Annotated in this window: 14 protein-coding genes, 1 tRNA gene and 4 pseudogenes; 4 read left to right on the top strand and 15 right to left on the bottom strand. The window is 66.9% G+C overall.

Annotated elements, in window-relative coordinates:
- Nucleotides 1-20 precede the first annotated feature (20 nt).
- From ACRAWB_RS17075 to ACRAWB_RS17065, 3 genes and pseudogenes are all read right to left on the bottom strand, one after another.
- Complete coding sequence (locus tag ACRAWB_RS17075) at nucleotides 21-461, bottom strand: hypothetical protein (protein WP_431354411.1); 441 nt, start codon at nucleotides 459-461, stop codon at nucleotides 21-23.
- Nucleotides 462-822: 361 nt separating this feature from the next.
- Nucleotides 823-1023, bottom strand: a pseudogene (locus ACRAWB_RS17070) (tyrosine-type recombinase/integrase); the annotation flags it as partial.
- Nucleotides 1024-1575: 552 nt separating this feature from the next.
- Nucleotides 1576-1992, bottom strand: coding sequence for a hypothetical protein (locus tag ACRAWB_RS17065; protein ID WP_431354410.1), 417 nt, complete (start codon nucleotides 1990-1992; stop codon nucleotides 1576-1578).
- A 197-nt stretch (nucleotides 1993-2189) separates the two neighbouring features.
- On the opposite strand from ACRAWB_RS17065, the gene ACRAWB_RS17060 reads away from it, so the two are divergent.
- Entirely contained in the window at nucleotides 2190-2966 is a 777-nt protein-coding gene (locus ACRAWB_RS17060; RefSeq protein ID WP_431354409.1) for a hypothetical protein, read from the top strand.
- 60 nt (nucleotides 2967-3026) lie between these two features.
- Here the strand turns inward: ACRAWB_RS17060 and ACRAWB_RS17055 are convergent, their stop codons facing one another.
- From ACRAWB_RS17055 to ACRAWB_RS17040, 4 genes are all read right to left on the bottom strand, one after another.
- Nucleotides 3027-3518 (bottom strand): hypothetical protein, encoded by a 492-nt coding sequence (locus ACRAWB_RS17055; protein WP_431354408.1) that lies wholly within the window; start codon nucleotides 3516-3518, stop codon nucleotides 3027-3029.
- A 4-nt stretch (nucleotides 3519-3522) separates the two neighbouring features.
- Nucleotides 3523-4164 carry a hypothetical protein gene (locus ACRAWB_RS17050; RefSeq protein ID WP_431354407.1) on the bottom strand — a complete coding sequence of 214 codons (642 nt, stop codon included), beginning with the start codon at nucleotides 4162-4164 and terminating at the stop codon, nucleotides 3523-3525.
- Between the two features lie 76 nt (nucleotides 4165-4240).
- Nucleotides 4241-5095, bottom strand: coding sequence for a KAP family P-loop NTPase fold protein (locus ACRAWB_RS17045; protein ID WP_431354406.1), 855 nt, complete (start codon nucleotides 5093-5095; stop codon nucleotides 4241-4243).
- Between the two features lie 135 nt (nucleotides 5096-5230).
- Nucleotides 5231-5320, bottom strand: a tRNA-Ser gene (locus ACRAWB_RS17040).
- Between the two features lie 88 nt (nucleotides 5321-5408).
- Here ACRAWB_RS17040 and ACRAWB_RS17035 point away from each other — a divergent pair.
- Nucleotides 5409-6203 carry an SGNH/GDSL hydrolase family protein gene (locus tag ACRAWB_RS17035; RefSeq protein WP_431354405.1) on the top strand — a complete coding sequence of 265 codons (795 nt, stop codon included), beginning with the start codon at nucleotides 5409-5411 and terminating at the stop codon, nucleotides 6201-6203.
- Here the strand turns inward: ACRAWB_RS17035 and ACRAWB_RS17030 are convergent.
- Together ACRAWB_RS17030 and ACRAWB_RS17025 are read right to left on the bottom strand one after the other, a co-directional pair.
- Nucleotides 6193-6444: pseudogene (locus ACRAWB_RS17030) on the bottom strand (alpha/beta fold hydrolase); the annotation flags it as partial. The gene ACRAWB_RS17035 and the pseudogene ACRAWB_RS17030 sit on opposite strands and share 11 nt — an antisense overlap.
- Before the next feature lie 245 nt (nucleotides 6445-6689).
- Nucleotides 6690-7106, bottom strand: a pseudogene (locus tag ACRAWB_RS17025) (alpha/beta fold hydrolase); the annotation flags it as partial.
- A gap of 150 nt (nucleotides 7107-7256) precedes the next feature.
- On the opposite strand from ACRAWB_RS17025, the gene radA reads away from it, so the two are divergent.
- Entirely contained in the window at nucleotides 7257-8618 is a 1362-nt protein-coding gene (gene radA, locus ACRAWB_RS17020; protein ID WP_431354404.1) for a DNA repair protein RadA, read from the top strand.
- A gap of 71 nt (nucleotides 8619-8689) precedes the next feature.
- Nucleotides 8690-9067 carry a YciI family protein gene (locus ACRAWB_RS17015; protein WP_431354403.1) on the top strand — a complete coding sequence of 126 codons (378 nt, stop codon included), beginning with the start codon at nucleotides 8690-8692 and terminating at the stop codon, nucleotides 9065-9067.
- Here the strand turns inward: ACRAWB_RS17015 and ACRAWB_RS17010 are convergent.
- The 6 genes and pseudogenes from ACRAWB_RS17010 to ACRAWB_RS16985 form a co-directional block, all read right to left on the bottom strand.
- Nucleotides 9054-9689, bottom strand: a complete 636-nt coding sequence (locus tag ACRAWB_RS17010) for a hypothetical protein (RefSeq protein ID WP_431354402.1) — start codon at nucleotides 9687-9689, stop codon at nucleotides 9054-9056. The genes ACRAWB_RS17015 and ACRAWB_RS17010 overlap by 14 nt on opposite strands.
- Nucleotides 9690-9752: 63 nt before the next feature.
- Complete coding sequence (locus tag ACRAWB_RS17005) at nucleotides 9753-10268, bottom strand: amino-acid N-acetyltransferase (protein ID WP_431354401.1); 516 nt, start codon at nucleotides 10266-10268, stop codon at nucleotides 9753-9755.
- Between the two features lie 37 nt (nucleotides 10269-10305).
- On the bottom strand, nucleotides 10306-10647 hold the full coding sequence (locus ACRAWB_RS17000; protein ID WP_431354536.1) for an alkyl sulfatase C-terminal domain-containing protein: 342 nt from the start codon (nucleotides 10645-10647) through the stop codon (nucleotides 10306-10308).
- Nucleotides 10648-10770: 123 nt separating this feature from the next.
- Nucleotides 10771-12221 (bottom strand): annotated as a pseudogene (locus ACRAWB_RS16995) (alkyl/aryl-sulfatase); the annotation flags it as partial.
- A 151-nt stretch (nucleotides 12222-12372) separates the two neighbouring features.
- Nucleotides 12373-14895, bottom strand: a complete 2523-nt coding sequence (locus ACRAWB_RS16990; RefSeq protein WP_431354400.1) for an ATP-dependent Clp protease ATP-binding subunit — start codon at nucleotides 14893-14895, stop codon at nucleotides 12373-12375.
- A 130-nt stretch (nucleotides 14896-15025) separates the two neighbouring features.
- Nucleotides 15026-15448, bottom strand: coding sequence for a hypothetical protein (locus ACRAWB_RS16985; RefSeq protein WP_431354399.1), 423 nt, complete (start codon nucleotides 15446-15448; stop codon nucleotides 15026-15028).
- Between the last annotated feature and the right edge of the window lie 4 nt (nucleotides 15449-15452).

Genomic DNA, 15452 nt, shown 5'->3' with positions numbered 1-15452 from the left:
GCGCAACCCCGCACTCGCCGCTACGCGGGGTGTTCTGGCGCTGAGGTCGACTCGCTGGACTGAGCTCGGCGCAGGTACCGCAGGGTGCGCTGATTGAGGCTGAGGTTGCTCAGAACCATGAGGAAGAGGAACGCGGAGAAGATGAGCCTCGGCCAGTCCTGGCTCGCGACGACGTAGACGGTCAGCGCGACCACAGCGACGAGCAGAACGCAGTTCAGCACCACCAACACGCGAAATCGTCGTAGCCGTTTCTCCAGCGATGGCTCGACGTAGGGCGGCCAGGGATCGGACCACGAGCGACGGAGCAGCCAGACCGCTCCGATAGACAAGAGGATGCTCGCCCCGACCAAGACGATGGCACCCAGGATGCTCCAGGGCGGCCGGGCGATGAGGAACCCGCCGGCGACGGCGAGCAGAAGGGCACCGATGACCGCCAGGACGCCCGCAGCGCGGGGCTTCACCGTTGCCCCTCACGGGCCGCGCTCGACGCAGATGTCACGATGCACTCTCCTCCCGGAACGATGCACCGTTTCTACGCCGTAGACAAGACGATCGGGAGCCTCGCGGTCCTGCACGGCTCGTGCCTGCGGGCAGCGCCGCTGGCCGACCCACATGCGAAAGGCGCCGACTTCCCGGTGTCTACGCGGGAGGCGGAGCCTTTCATTGGCGGTACCGGTGGGATTTGAACCCATTCCGAGGCCCAGGCACTGGTTGAAACGGAAGGCAGATCGCCGTGATTCTGCGGATAATGCGACTGTCAGATCACGGCTGCTCACATCGCTGCACACGCTTCCTGCACCAAAATGCACCACGACGTCCCTGCTACAACGACTCTGCACGCTGTCGACTGAGTGCCACCGTTACGTTGTCGAGGTCGTCCGGGAACAGCGCCGCGTAGGTGTCCAAGGTCACCTTCGCCGACTTGTGACCGAGCATTCGCTGCACCACCTTGACGTTCGCACCTGAGCTGATCGCAAGGGATGCCGCGGTGTGCCTGAGATCGTGAGGGGTCACTCGACGGAACTCGGGATCGGATCGTGGCCGACACCAGCGTCACCACCAAAGACATTGCACAGGGTTCGTACGGAAGAAGCCTCATGAATGCGCTTGTCGCGGACAAGGGAACGGCGATTGCCGGCGCGGTGACCCTAGCCGCGGGAGTTGGGACAGTATTCGCCGGATTAGCGTCGCTTATGCCTGCAGGCATCAGTGCGGCCTACCCCTTTTGTCCGCGCATTGAACGGAACGCGCAAGTCAAACGCCGATGCACAGAAGCACCGGTTGTACTTCTTGCACGCCGCGTCTGAGCTTGCGCTCTAGCCGCGACCAAGATCAAGGAGCGCTCTTTCCTCGCGTAGTGCTGGACAACAGCGCCTGACCGCCATTGGTTCGCGAAGGTATTGGGCCCCGACAATTGCAGTTATCCCGGCTATCCGGTGCCAGCCCAGCCCCAGCAATCACTGCCGAAGGAGCCTCGGCGCATAATAGCTGGCGCTCATCCTCAACGCGCGCATCCCTCAAGAGCTGTAGTCGGCGGCGACTCCGCCCTACGCGTGCCGGGCGAAAACGTCACGGTTAAGTCCCGTCCCGGGGACCCTCCTCGTCATCATGATTGTCGATAACGTCTACGCCGTCTCGGACGAATCGAACGTCAATGAACACATCCTCGACGGTGGACGTCTTGCGCCACGAGCTGCCAACGCGCAATTCGGTGGGGACAGTTTCTCCCTCCCAAATCTTCACGCCTTCGGTCGTCCACCTGCGTGTGCCGTCGATCAGCGCGCTGAGTCGAACCGCAATGACCAAATCGTCGTCTACACGGCGCCCGTAGTCCGGAAGCCAGAGGACAAACTCCAAGTAGTTCGGTTCTGCTGTCTCTTCGTTCCACGGCTCGACTTGGACGGCAGTCACGCGCGGCGCGACCGGTCCCGGCCCCACCTCAACCCTGATCGATTTACCGTCGAGGCCTCGTGCCTGCAGCTCGTAGCTCATCAGCGCATACCCTTCACCGCACTTGTCGCCTGCTGTTGTCTGCATCGTATCGGGGACTGATGGGACGCTGGCGTCAGCCGCTGCATCGGGTCGGTGCCGGTGGGTCCCGACTGGCATTCCACCGATTCCAGGCCGCCCCAGGTGCAATGGCCTCGCCGGACTGGTAGACGCCTCAGGAGTACGGCAGGCTATCGACTGTGATCGACGAACACGACGACCCCCATGCTGACCTTCTGGAACTCGCTGAAGAGTTGTGGCGCGGTCATTACTCGCGGCATCAACTGGTCGCTGAAGTACCCGAGGGCGAGGACCCCGCCGATAAGGCCGCGCTTTACCCATTCGCGTTCGGAATCATGGCTTGCATCATCCGGTCGACGCGCGCCATTCGTAACCTCGTAGACGAAGGGTTCGCGATCGAATCGCGACCGATCTTTCGGTCCGTCCTCGACCAGATCCTCTGTCTCCACTCACTCGAGACCCATGGCGTCCACGCCGTAAATGCATACGGAAAGCAGCTCGCATACAACTACGCGAAGCTTCGTGCCGCCGCCGAGAAGGGCTTTCCGCTGGGGAAGGTGAACGAGGACTACATCGACAAGTTCGTCGGTCTCAGTGACTCAATCACATTGACGAAGGAAGGCAAGGCTGCAGAAGGAGCGATCGCCACGTATCGCGCCGGCAACGAGCATGGCACCTTCGCGGCGTCCATCTACGAGATGTGGCTCGAAACCACTCCGTTATCCAAGCCGAGCATGCGACTGGCCGACGCCTATGTGTCGTCCGTGGACTCGGGCAATGGCATCGCGCTCGAGCTTTACCTCGACAGCGACAACGACGCTGGCGTCAACCCGGTGTACGTGCTGGCAACAATCGTGCCTGGCGCTTTGGAAATCTACGCGCGCATCGTCGATGACGAACTGCTGAAGGCGAAGATCACTGGTCTCCAACAGTTCGCTGCGTTCTCGCTCCTGTAGCTACTGGCCAGCCCTTGAAACCGGCGTTCAGGAAGAAGGCGGCAGCCCCTCCGTCGGATTTCAGAACTCTTTGGGACGCCAACCACTGAGGTAGAGATCGACTAATCCAACGAGCGAGCTCTCGCCGTCCACACCACGCAAGATCGTATTCGCGTCGTGGATTGCTTGTTCAGAACCAAGAACTCGAACTAGTCCGTCCCAAAAAAGGCGCTCCTCCTGGCGCACCACGCGCGAGTCCATTGATTGCGCTCGTGCTACTGAACGAGCGGAGTGGAAGAGCGATCGGATCTCATCCGGTTGCTCGAACCCGACAGGTGTGAAGCTCTCGCCGAGGCTTTCGGCCGCCAACCAGTAACAGCGAAGAAGTGCCCATTCGTTTGCGGGGTTACTTGAGTGTGTTGACAGCATGTCCCCGATCAGCCTCTCCTCCAACCTCTGCGCAAAGGGCTGACTGACGAGCTTTTGGCCGGCGCCGTCCCGGTACCCGACGAGCTGAACCAAGGCGTGCCTGGAAGAGTATGTTGTGATGCCGTCGTAGATGGCTTGTGTCACCTCCTCACGGTCGCTCTCGGGACTCAATGCGCCGTAGAAGCCTCAGCACGACCCGCTCCATGACGAGGTCGGGACGGTTGAAATCGAGCATGCCGCGTTGAGCTCGCTCTGGGATGGCCGCGATCCGGTTGAGCAATTGGATTGAGGCAGGCACGACAGCCTCACGAGGATACGTCTCCTCGTAGGCCTGGAGATTCGACACCACGTCCTCGAGATCGGCGGGATCCAGCGAGTCAAGGTAAGAGCCAAAAGCGGCGCCATCAGGCATCAGGCTTACCGCCGTTTCGGCGTGCCTGAACGCCGTCAGGCCGCTTGGCGCGGTCCTTTCGAGATAAAGGTTGAGGAAATCAAGATGAGCGAGCCGGTGCGCTCGCTTCCATGCTGCTACCCACTCTGACCCGTAGTTGTTGTTCTCCACGTAACGAAGGCCAGCCGGGAAGACCCGTCGCAAGAGAGCCGTCATCTGCTCCCGCACGCCGGCCTCATCGGCCGCGCCCATGAGGCGTTCGATGGCACTTTTGTGGGCCGACTGCTCCGGTCCGCCAGAGAGCCGAGTCGTTTCCGTCAGAGCTGAACGCGCGCGCTGCAGCTCATCGAACACCTCCGGATGAAATACGCGGACAGCCTCCACCGCGATTAGATCCACGACCTCAATTTCCCCGCCCAACGCTTCCAGTGTGGGGCGCGCGGATACGACAAAGCGGGTGACGTCGCGAAGACTATTAAAGAGATGGCTCCACAACCTCGTAGAAGACATCCGGCCATCTGTCCGGATCAAAGCGCACATTTTCGACATCATCTACCATCGGGCTTAGTGCATCGAGGAGTTGCGAACGAAGCTTCTCACGCGGAATCCCGGGCAGGTCGAAGGTTAGCTGAACGATCTTCTCGAGGTATGCCCTGCCCGGAACATTGACCTCTTCCAGCGCCAACTCGACTCGCTTGCGATCGAACGCGAGTACGTAGATCACGTTCGGAAAACTCGCTGTGAGACGCACGAGCTTGAAGATGTCTCTGATTTCGCCCGTGGAGAGCCGGTCAATGTCGTCAATTACTACTACGACGGGTTGATCCAATACGCCCAGCGCGTCCGCTACTTTCTTTCGCATCGGCTGTGCGCCGCGGTCCTTCCACCACCTTCGCGCGGTCTGGTACGAGCGGAAAGCGCGGTCCCACCGCGCGCCGACACCCGGGATCATTGAGATGGGACTCAATACGTCGCCGTACTCATCGAGGCCATCCGCGATCGCCCCAAACCGGCTCGGATTCTCGAGCCTAAGCTCTACCGCGAGCTCTTTGAAGAACACATCGACGAGTTGCTGCGCCCCCGAGAACATCCAGGGATTGAAATCCACGACGGCGAGCTTGGGCTCAGACTCGAACTCTTCGCGCATCAAGTTCACGAAGGAACTCTTGCCGGACCCCCATGCGCCAAGAACGCCCACGACGAGTCCGGCCGACAGGTCCAACTCCCTGAGCCCTTTAGCAAAACGCCGGGCGACGTCTGCACGACCCAGAACATCTTCTCCGGCGGAAACGATCGGGTTGTCGATCGGCGATCTAGCGTCGTTGCCCATGGTGCTCCTTCGTGTCAGCGAGGATGCGCTGGTTCGGAAATAGCCTTCCCTCCGATGCGTGGCGGAATTCGCACCACGCGCGCACCACGCGCATGCAGTGGAACGAGAAAACCCCGGCTAACCAGGGGTTTTCTATGGCGGTACCGGTGGGATTTGAACCCACGGTGGGCTTTCACCCACACAACTTTTCGAGAGTTGCACCTTCGGCCGCTCGGACACGGTACCGCGGACTATCGTACGCGATTCCGCACGGCGACTCCAATCGAGCGGGGCCCGCTTTCCGCGCCGGTGGTCGGGGGTTACTGTTCGGTCCATGAGAGCTCTCCGCCGCCTCCTTGTCGCCGTCGCGAGCCTGGGCGTCACCGCCGCGCTGGCCGCCGTCGGATGGCAGCGCATCCAGGCGAAGCGGGTCGCCGTCGCGGAGGGCCGCGTCCGGCTCAACGAGCTGCTGCCCGTGCACTCGAAGTGGTGGCGGGACGCGGCGAAGGATCCCGGCGAACTCCTCTACGTCGCCATCGGGGACAGCGCCGCGCAGGGGATCGGTGCCTCGGCGCCCAAGAACAGCTACGTCGGCGTCATCGCCGACCATCTGCGCGCGGTGACCGGGCGCACCGTCCGCGTCGTCAACCTCTCCGTCTCGGGCGCGACGGTCGCGCTCGCGGTCGCGGACCAGCTCCCGCGCTTCGCCAGCCTGCAGCCGGACATCGTGACCGTGTCCATCGGCGCCAATGACATCGCCGCGTTCGACCCGGCGCGGTTCCGGGAGGGGATGCGGAAGGTGTTCGCCGCCGTGCCCGACCACACGATCGTGGCCGACCTTCCGTACTTCTACCTGCCGTGGAACGAGCGGAAGGTCGCGGAGGGCAACCGCATCCTCGAGGAGGAGGCGGCCTCGCGCGGGCTCACGGTCGTCCCGCTGCACGAGACGATGCGGCGGGAGGGGCTGCGCGGCGCCTTCACGCAGTTCGCCGAAGATCTCTTCCACCCCAACGACCGCGGCTACCGGGTCTGGGCGTCCGCCTTCCTCCCCGCGGTCACCGCACGGGCGCGTTCGCTGTTCCCACGCACCGGCGAGGCGGCGGAGCAGGAGGAAGCGCTCAGCGCCTGACGGTCGCCGGCGCCAGGTGGGAGAGGATGCGTCCCCACATCGGCACGAGGGCCAGGTGACCCGCGCCTGGGACCATCTCCATTCGCGCGTCCGGCAGTGCATTCTTGTACCAGGCGGCGTGCGCGTGCCCGGCCAGCGGGTCGGCCTGGCCGGCGAGGATGAGCGTCTTCGCCGCGACGTCGCCGAGGTCGAAGCCCCACGGCCGGGCGGTGTAGCTGAGGATGTCGCCGGCCACTCCCCGGTGCCCTGGCGGAACGCGTCCTTCAGCATCATCCCGAGGCGGTCGTGCACTCCCGGGCCGCCGAGTGCCTGCGCGTCGGCGGCGCCGATGCCGAGCATGTCGAGCGGCACGCCTCCGGGCTCATCTGCGGCGGCCACGGCGTCCGCCTGCGGCTGCAGCATCCCGCTGAGCGTCGCCATCGCCTCGGTCGGGGACATCGCGGCGAGCTGGTCTGAGAGCTCCTGCTGGGCGGGCGCGATCCACGGCACCGCCTCGTTCGGCGCGGGCGTGCCGACGATGGCGACGCGGTCGACGAGCTGCGGATGGCGTGCGGCGACGGCGAGCGCGACGCGTCCACCCGCAGACCAGCCGGCCACGCCGACGGTGCGCGGACGGCTCACCCCGATGACCGACTCGGCGACGACGACCGAGCGCAGGTATTCGGCGATGTCGTCCGCGGCCTGCACGATGCTGGGCCACCTCCCGGCCGGCCAGGGATCGCTCGAGCCGTAGCCGGGGCGGTCGAGGGCGACGATGTGGGCGTTGCGCTCGCTGGACGCGTCCGGGTCCGGGTCGAAGATCGAGGACCCCGGGGCGGCGTGGCAGAAGACCACGATGCGTTCGGCATCCGGGTCTCCGAGACCGGTGACGCCGACCTTCCGGCCGGAACGGAGAGTGAACATGCGGTCAGCCATGCGGCCCATTGTGCTCTCGGGCGGAGCCGGGCAGAAGTGGTCACATCCCTGGGCGCGGGCGGATGTGCACAGGTCGCCGCGATCCTTCCTACGATGACGGTGGCTCGCCGTAGGGTTGAGCACGATCCAGGAGGTTCCGTGCCCAAAGCGTCAGTCACCTACCGCTGCTCCGAGTGCGGCTGGAGCACGGCCAAGTGGGTGGGGCGCTGCTCCAACTGCGAGGCGTGGGGCACGGTCGAGGAGGCCGCCCAGCCCACGGGCGTGCTCCGGGCGCTCAAGCCGGTGAGCATCGCGGCGGGGCGGGAGGCGCGCGCGATCACCGATATCGAGACCGATCGGGTCCCGCGGCGGCCGAGCGGCATCGGGGAGTTCGACCGCGTGCTCGGCGGCGGGATCGTGCCGGGCGCGGCCATCCTGCTGAGCGGAGAGCCCGGGGTCGGCAAGTCCACGCTTCTGCTCGAGGTGGCCTCCCGGGCGGCACGCGCGCGCAACCGCGTGCTGTACGTCAGCGCCGAGGAGTCGGTGAGCCAGGTCAGGATGCGCGCCGAGCGCACGGGGGCGGTGCACGACGAGCTCTACCTCGCGTCCGAAACCGACCTCGCAACCATCATCGCGCAGATCGACGCGGTGCAGCCGTCGCTCGTCATCGTCGACTCCGTGCAGACGGTGTCCAGCAGCTCGGCGGAGGGTATCGCGGGCGGCCCGAGCCAGGTGCGCGAGGTCGCCAGCACGCTCATCCGGGTGGCCAAGGAGCGCGACCTCCCCGTGCTGATCGTCGGCCACGTCACCAAGGACGGCTCCATCGCCGGACCCCGGCTGCTCGAACACCTGGTGGATGTGGTGTGCCAGTTCGAGGGCGACCGGCAGACCGCCCTGCGGTTCGTCCGGGCGCTGAAGAACCGGTTCGGGCCGACGGACGAGGTCGGCTGCTTCGAGATGGCCGGCGACGGCATCGCCGAGGTTCCCGACCCGAGCGGACTATTCCTCAGCCGCACCACGACGCCGGTGTCCGGCACGTGTGTGACCGTCGCCATGGAGGGCCGCCGGCCGCTGCCCGTCGAGGTGCAGGCACTCGTCGTCGGCACGACGGCGCCGAACCCGCGCCGAGTCACCAACGGGGTGGATGCGTCCCGCGTCGCGATGCTGCTGGCGGTGCTGGAGCGCCGGGCGGGCATCAAGCTGGGCGACAAGGACGTCTACGTCTCGACCGTCGGCGGGGTGCGGCTCACCGAGCCAGGAGCAGACCTCGCGATCGCGCTGGCGATCGCCTCCGCCGCGACGGACCGGGCCATCCCGCACACGCTGGCCGCGTTCGGCGAGATCAGCCTGGCCGGCGAGATCCGGCCGGTGGTCAGCGGCAAGCAGCGCACGTCGGAGGCGGCTCGGCTCGGCTTCGCGACACGCGTGGACGATCGCAGCGCGTCCATCCGCGAGGCCCTGCGGCTGGCGTTCAGCGCGGCGTCCACCGAGCGCGAGCGGGAGCTCGACTCGGCGTTCTGACGATGTCGATCGCGGCCCTCGCCGTTCGACGCACGGGTGAGAGCATTTCGACAGAGACAGGAGAGCCGACCATGCCGCAGTACGCGATCTTCATCTACTCCGACCCGACGGCCGAGCACGACGACGCCGAGCTCGCCGAGCACGAGAAGCACTCCGACGACCTCATCGCGGCAGGAGCGCTCACCGCCGCCTACGCCCTGAGCGAGCCGGCGGCCGCCACCTCGATCCGCGGCAGCGGCGAGACGGACGGGCCGTACACAGAGACCAAGGAGTTCATCGCCGGCCTCGGCATCGTCGAGGCGGACGACCTCGCGGCGGCGCTCGTCCTCGCCCGGCAGAACCCGGCCATCCGGCACGGCGCCGGCGTCGAGGTGCGCGAGATCGTCGGCGCCTACACGCGCGCCGACGGCGGCAGCGGAGAAGGCGTCACCGCCGTCACTGCAGGATGAACTGCTTCGTCTCGGAGCTCTTCACGCCCGAGACGCTGGTCTCCAGGTGGTACGAGGCGCCCGCCGCGGGCACCTGCTCGCGCGTCGCCTGACAGGTCGACGGGTCGGAGCGGGTCCGGTCCCAGGTGATCGGAGCCTGGGATGAGATGGTCTTGCCGGGCTGCAGCAGCACCTCCGCATCCACCTTGTCGCTCTGGCAATCCGTCGACTTCCAGTAGACCTCCGAGCCGCTGGTGATCGTGAAGACCTGCTGCGCCGTTCCGGCGTCGATGGTGCAGGCGGCGGAGCCGGTGTTGGTCAGGGCCACGGAGAGTTGCGGCAGCTCGCCGGCCGCGTACTGCTCCTTGTCGGTGACGGCCTCGACCCGCACATCCGCGGGCTTGCACGGCTGCCCCTCCGCCGACGCGCTGCTGGTCGGGATGCTCGTGGACACGGCCGCGGGGCTGTTCGTCGCGGCGGGGACCGGCTGCTTCTTAGCGGGCTCGCCGCCCGCTGAGCCGGGTCGGACCACGATCAGAACCACGACCACCACGACGGCGATCACGCCCAGGAGGACGATGAGCCGGCGACGCCAGTAGACGCTGCTCGGCTGGGGGCCGACCGGGTTCTTGAACGTCGACATGCCCGCATGATAGCCAGGGGCCGGTCGCCCACCGGACAGGCGCGCCCGGTGGTCAGGCGGCGCTCAGAGACGCTTGAGCATCCGCGTGTTGCCGAGGGTGTTCGGCTTCACGCGAGCGAGGTCCAGGAACTCCGCGACGCCCTCGTCGTGGGAGCGCACGAGCTCGGCGTACAGCTGCGGGTCGACCGTCTCGGCTCCCATGTCCTCGAAGCCGTTGCGGGCGAAGAACCCGACCTCGAAGGTCAGGCAGAAGAGGCGGCTCAGTCCGAGATCGCGCGCGTCCGCCTCCAGCCGCCCGAGCAGCGCGCGGCCGACCCCGCGGCCCAGCCACTCGTCGGCCACCGCCAGCGTGCGCACCTCGCCGAGGTCGCTCCACATCACGTGAAGGGCGCCGCAGCCGATCAGCCGGCCGTCCGTATCCTCGGCGACCCGGAACTCCTGCACCGCCTCGTAGAAGGTGACCGTCTCCTTGCCGAGCAGGATTCGTCGCTGCACCAGCGGCTCCACGAGCTCCTGGATGCGCTGCACGTCGCCCGTGCGCGCGGGCCGGATGGTGAAGGCTGGTGCGCTGTCGGTCACCGTTCCACCCTACCGAGTGGGCGGCGGCCGCCCTGACTCAGGGCTGCACGATCGGGAACCAGAGCGGGAAGTCGTCGAGCAGGGCGAACATCCTCTTCACCACGGCGTCGTCGCCCGAGATCTCGATGTCGCCGCTCGCGATCGCATCGTCCAGCGAGGTTCCGCCGAACAGCGCGGCCGCCAGTGCGGTCTTGGTCGACCTCGCCGTCGCCTGCACATCGTCGAACGCCGCACCCTGCGTGTACACCAGCACGCCGTTCCTCAGCTCCAGCAGAAGATCGACGGTGTCGGCGCCATCGGCGACCGTCCAGCCGATCCGGCCGGTCAGCTCAGCGGCCTCGGTGCCGTTGAGCTTGATCCCCGCGAAGTCGAGGATCATCTCCGGCGTCATCGCGGCGAAGACGTCAGCCGTGGCCAGCTGGATGTCACCCAGGTCGTGCACGCCATTGCGGAGTTCGAGCGCCCCCATCAGGTACTCGTTGCGCCAGGTCGGGTTCTCGCATTGGTAGCCCAGCTGCTCGAGGGCGTCCGCCTGCAGGAGGGCCGCGGCACGGTTGCCCGGATCGGCGAAGACCACGTGGGTCAGCACCTCCGCCACCCAGCGGTAGTCCCCTCGTCGAAGGCGGCGCGCGCCTTCTCGACGACAGCGTCCGCGCCACCCATGAACTCCACGTATCGCGAGCCCACCTCGGTCGGCGGCAACGGGTTCAGGTGGGCCGGGTGCGAGTCGTACCAGCCGAGGTAGCGCTGGTAGACGGCCTTGGCGTTGTGGCTCAGCGAGCCGTAGTAGCCGTGGCTGTACCACTCACGGTCGAGGCCTGCCGGAAGCCGCAACTCCTCCGCGATCTCCGTCATGGTGAGGCCGCGGTTGGCGAGCCTCAGCGTCTCGTCGTGGATGAACTTATACAGATCTCGCTGGTTCGCCAGGTACTCGCGGATGTCGGCGGTGCCCCAGCGTGGCCAGCCGTGCTGCCCGACCACGACGTCCGTGTCGTCTCCGAACAGGCGGATGGTGTCGTTGAGGGTCTTCCACCAGGTCGCGGCATCGCGTACCTGCGCTCCGCGGAGCGTGTAGAGGTTGTGCATCAGGTGGTTGAGGTCCTCGGCGGCGCACAGCAGCCGCAGTTTCGGGAAGTGGATGAGGAATTCCGCGGGCGCCTCCGTGCCGGGGGCCATCTGGAAGACCATCTCGACACCGTCCACAGTGCGCGTCTCGCCCGTCTCGCGGACGAGATCGGTGGGAGGGACCAGTGTGGCACTGCCGCCGTTGCCCAGGGTGTTGGCGAGTCCGGCGTCCACCTGGCCGCGCGGCCCAGGGGCCAGGAGCGGCCCGTACTGGTAGAGCGCACGGCGAGTCATGGCGGTGCCGGCGTACACGTTCTCTGCGGCGGCCTCGTAGAGGAAGCCGTCGGGCGCGATGACGGGGAACGGCCCGCCGTGCGCGTCCTCGATGATCGCGCGAGAACCGCTGAAGTGGTCGACATGGCTGTGGGTGTAGATCAGTCCGGTGACCGGCCGGTCGCCACGGTGCTGCCGGTAGAGCGCCAGCGCCGCACGCGCCGTCTCCGCGAAGCTGAGCGGGTCGATGACGATGATCCCGGTCTCGCCCTCGATGATCGTGATATTCGCGATGTCGATCCCGCGCAGCTGGTAGACCCCGTCGGTCACCTCGAAGAGGCCGTGATGGTTGTTGACCTGCGCGTGACGCCAGAGACTCGGGTGAACCGTGTCGGGAGCGTCCTCCGACTCGTTGACGAAGTCGTGGGAGCGGATGTCCACCACAGGCCTGCCGTCACGCACGACGACGGGGTCGTCGAGCCCGCCGATGAATCCCCGGGCCGCGTCCTCGTAATCGCGTCGATCGCCGAGGGGCAGGGTCTCCCGGGCCGCACGATTAGTCGCCCGCGTGTGCTCGGTCGCGTCCTTCGGCGTGGTCTCGTCCGCATCCGACATCGTTCGTCCCCCTTCGCCGCCGCCCTGTACGGCGGACTCGGCGGCAGGCTAGCCGCTGGGCCGCCGCGTGGGGAGTCCCGATCGCGTCCCCGACGGGAACGCCGAACGGCCGGCACCCCGAGGGGTGCCGGCCGTTCGATGGAGACGGACGTCAGTCGTTCGCGGCGAGATCCGGGGTCGCAGGCCCGGTGCCGATCGCGGCAGCGGAGTTGATGCCGGCGCCGATCGGCTCCTTGCGGGCCGTCGTCGTGAACACGAAGTCACCGTCGGCGAAGTCGACGTGGACGTGGTCGCCCGCGTTCAGCTCGCCGTGCAGGATCTTCTCGCTCAGCCGGTCCTCGATCTCGTGCTGCACAGCGCGGCGCAGCGGGCGGGCGCCGAGCGTCGGGTCGAACCCGACCTCGATCAGCCGCTCCTTGGCCGGGACGGTCAGCTCGATGGTCATGTCGCGGTCGAGCAGGCGGGTCGACAGGCGCTTGATGAACAGGTCGACGATCTGCAGGAGCTCGCTCTTGTCCAGCTGCGGGAAGACGATGATCTCGTCCACGCGGTTCAGGAACTCGGGCTTGAAGTTCTTCTTCAGCTCCTCGTAGACCTTGCCGCGCATCCGGTCGTAGCCGGTCTGCGGGTCGCCCTCGATCTGGAACCCGACGGGGCCGCCCGAGATGTCCTTTGTACCGAGGTTCGTGGTCATGATGATCACGGTGTTCTTGAAGTCGACGACGCGGCCCTGGCCATCCGTCAGACGTCCCTCCTCCAGGATCTGGAGCAGCGAGTTGAAGATGTCGGGGTGCGCCTTCTCGATCTCGTCGAACAGCACCACGCTGAACGGCTTGCGGCGGACCTTCTCGGTGAGCTGGCCGCCCTCCTCGAAGCCGACGAACCCGGGAGGGGCGCCGAACAGTCGGGAGACCGTGTGCTTCTCGCCGTACTCCGACATGTCGAGCGAGATCATCGCCGACTCGTCGTCGAACAGGAACTCGGCGAGCGCCTTGGCCAGCTCGGTCTTACCCACACCGGTCGGACCGGCGAAGATGAACGAACCGGAGGGACGCTTCGGGTCCTTCAGACCGGCACGGGTGCGGCGGATCGTCCGCGAGAGGGCCGCAATGGCCTCCTCCTGGCCGATGACGCGCTCGTGCAGCGCCTTCTCCATGTAGACGAGTCGAGCCGACTCCTCCTCGGTGAGCTTGAACACCGGGATGCCGGTCGCCTGGGCCAGCACCTCGGCGATCAGGCCCTCGTCGACCTCGGCCGTGGTCTTGACCTCACCCGAGCGCCACTGCTTCTCGAGGCGTAGACGCTCGCCGAGGAGGTTCTTCTCCTCGTCGCGCAGGCTGGCGGCCTTCTCGAAGTCCTGGTCCTCGATCGCGGCCTCCTTCTGGGAGCGCACGGCGGCGATCTTGTCGTCGAACTCGCGCAGCTCCGGCGGCGCCGACAGGATCGACAGGCGCAGGCGGGCGCCGGCCTCGTCGATCAGGTCGATGGCCTTGTCAGGGAGGAAGCGGTCCTGGATGTAGCGGTCGGCCAGGTTGGCCGCGGCCACGATCGCGCCGTCGGTGATGGACACCTTGTGGTGCGCCTCGTAGCGGTCGCGCAGACCCTTGAGGATGTTGATCGCGTGGGGCAGGGAGGGCTCGGCCACCTGGATGGGCTGGAAGCGGCGCTCGAGGGCCGCATCCTTCTCGAAGTGCTTGCGGTACTCGTCGAGCGTGGTGGCGCCGATGGTCTGCAGCTCACCGCGGGCGAGCAGCGGCTTGAGGATGCTGGCCGCGTCGATCGCGCCCTCGGCGGCACCCGCGCCGACGAGGGTGTGGATCTCGTCGATGAAGGTGATGATGTCGCCGCGGGTGCGGATCTCCTTGGTGACCTTCTTCAGGCGCTCCTCGAAGTCACCGCGGTAGCGGGAGCCGGCGATGAGCGAACCGAGGTCGAGCGTGTAGAGCTGCTTGTCCTTCAGCGTCTCCGGCACGTCGCCGCGGACGATGGCCTGCGCCAGGCCCTCGACGACGGCGGTCTTGCCGACGCCGGGCTCGCCGATCAGCACGGGGTTGTTCTTGGAGCGGCGCGACAGGATCTGCATGACGCGCTCGATCTCCTTCTCGCGTCCGATCACCGGGTCGAGCTTGTTGTCGCGCGCGGCCTGCGTGAGGTTGCGGCCGAACTGGTCGAGGATCTGGCTACCGGCCTGCGCGGTGGTCTGATCGTTGCCGCCGACCTGGACCTGCTCCTTGCCCTGGTACCCAGAGAGGAGCTGGATGACCTGCTGGCGGACGCGGTTGAGGTCGGCGCCCAGCTTCACGAGGACCTGGGCGGCGACGCCCTCGCCCTCGCGGATGAGGCCGAGCAGGATGTGCTCGGTGCCGATGTAGTTGTGGCCGAGCTGGAGCGCCTCGCGGAGGCTCAGCTCGAGCACCTTCTTGGCGCGCGGGGTGAAGGGGATGTGGCCGGTCGGCTGCTGCTGGCCCTGGCCGATGATGTCCTGCACCTGCTCGCGCACGGCGTCGAGCGAGATGCCGAGCGACTCGAGCGCCTTGGCGGCGACGCCCTCACCCTCGTGGATCAGGCCGAGCAGGATGTGCTCGGTGCCGATGTAGTTGTGGTTGAGCATCTTGGCCTCTTCCTGGGCCAGGACGACAACGCGACGGGCGCGGTCGGTGAATCTCTCGAACATGTCTACTCCTCGTACGACACCGGGCAGGTTCGGCGTCGATACAAAGAGAGTAACCACCGCTCCCCCGCCTTCGTGGCGCTGTTCGCCGTGGGCGTGACGCGGTTGCGTGGGCTGGGCGGATCGTCCGGGATCAGCCCTGGCGGGCAGGCAGTTTGAGCGTCGTGTCCGGGAGGAGGACGCTGACCTCGCCGGTCTTCGTGATGCGATCGGGGGTGCTGAAGACGGTGGTGTGCGGCACGAAATCGCGGGTGCAGATCCCGCCGGGAGCCGGTGCGAGCGTCGCCGTGATCTCGGTGGCGCTGCTGGCCGTGACGTTCTGCACCTTCGGCGGGCAGGTCGAACTGCCGTAGAGAACGATGGCGAGCTGGTCGCCGTCCTCCAGCCAGACCGCCCAGGAGGCCCCGCCTGCGCTGCTCGCGGGCGGCTGAACGCCCTTCGGCTCGCCCGCGTAGTCCTCCACCGGGCGGCTCGGAGAGCCTGTGCATCCGGCGAGCGCTGCGACGGCCGCGACCGCTGCGATGGCGGGAAGGAGGCGGGCGGCGGTCCGGGGCACGGAA

This window comes from Leifsonia poae (assembly GCF_050632865.1).
Classification (GTDB): domain Bacteria; phylum Actinomycetota; class Actinomycetes; order Actinomycetales; family Microbacteriaceae; genus Leifsonia; species Leifsonia poae_B.
The sequence above is the reverse complement of the archived record's forward strand: the minus strand, read 5'-3'. Positions and strand labels throughout refer to the sequence as shown.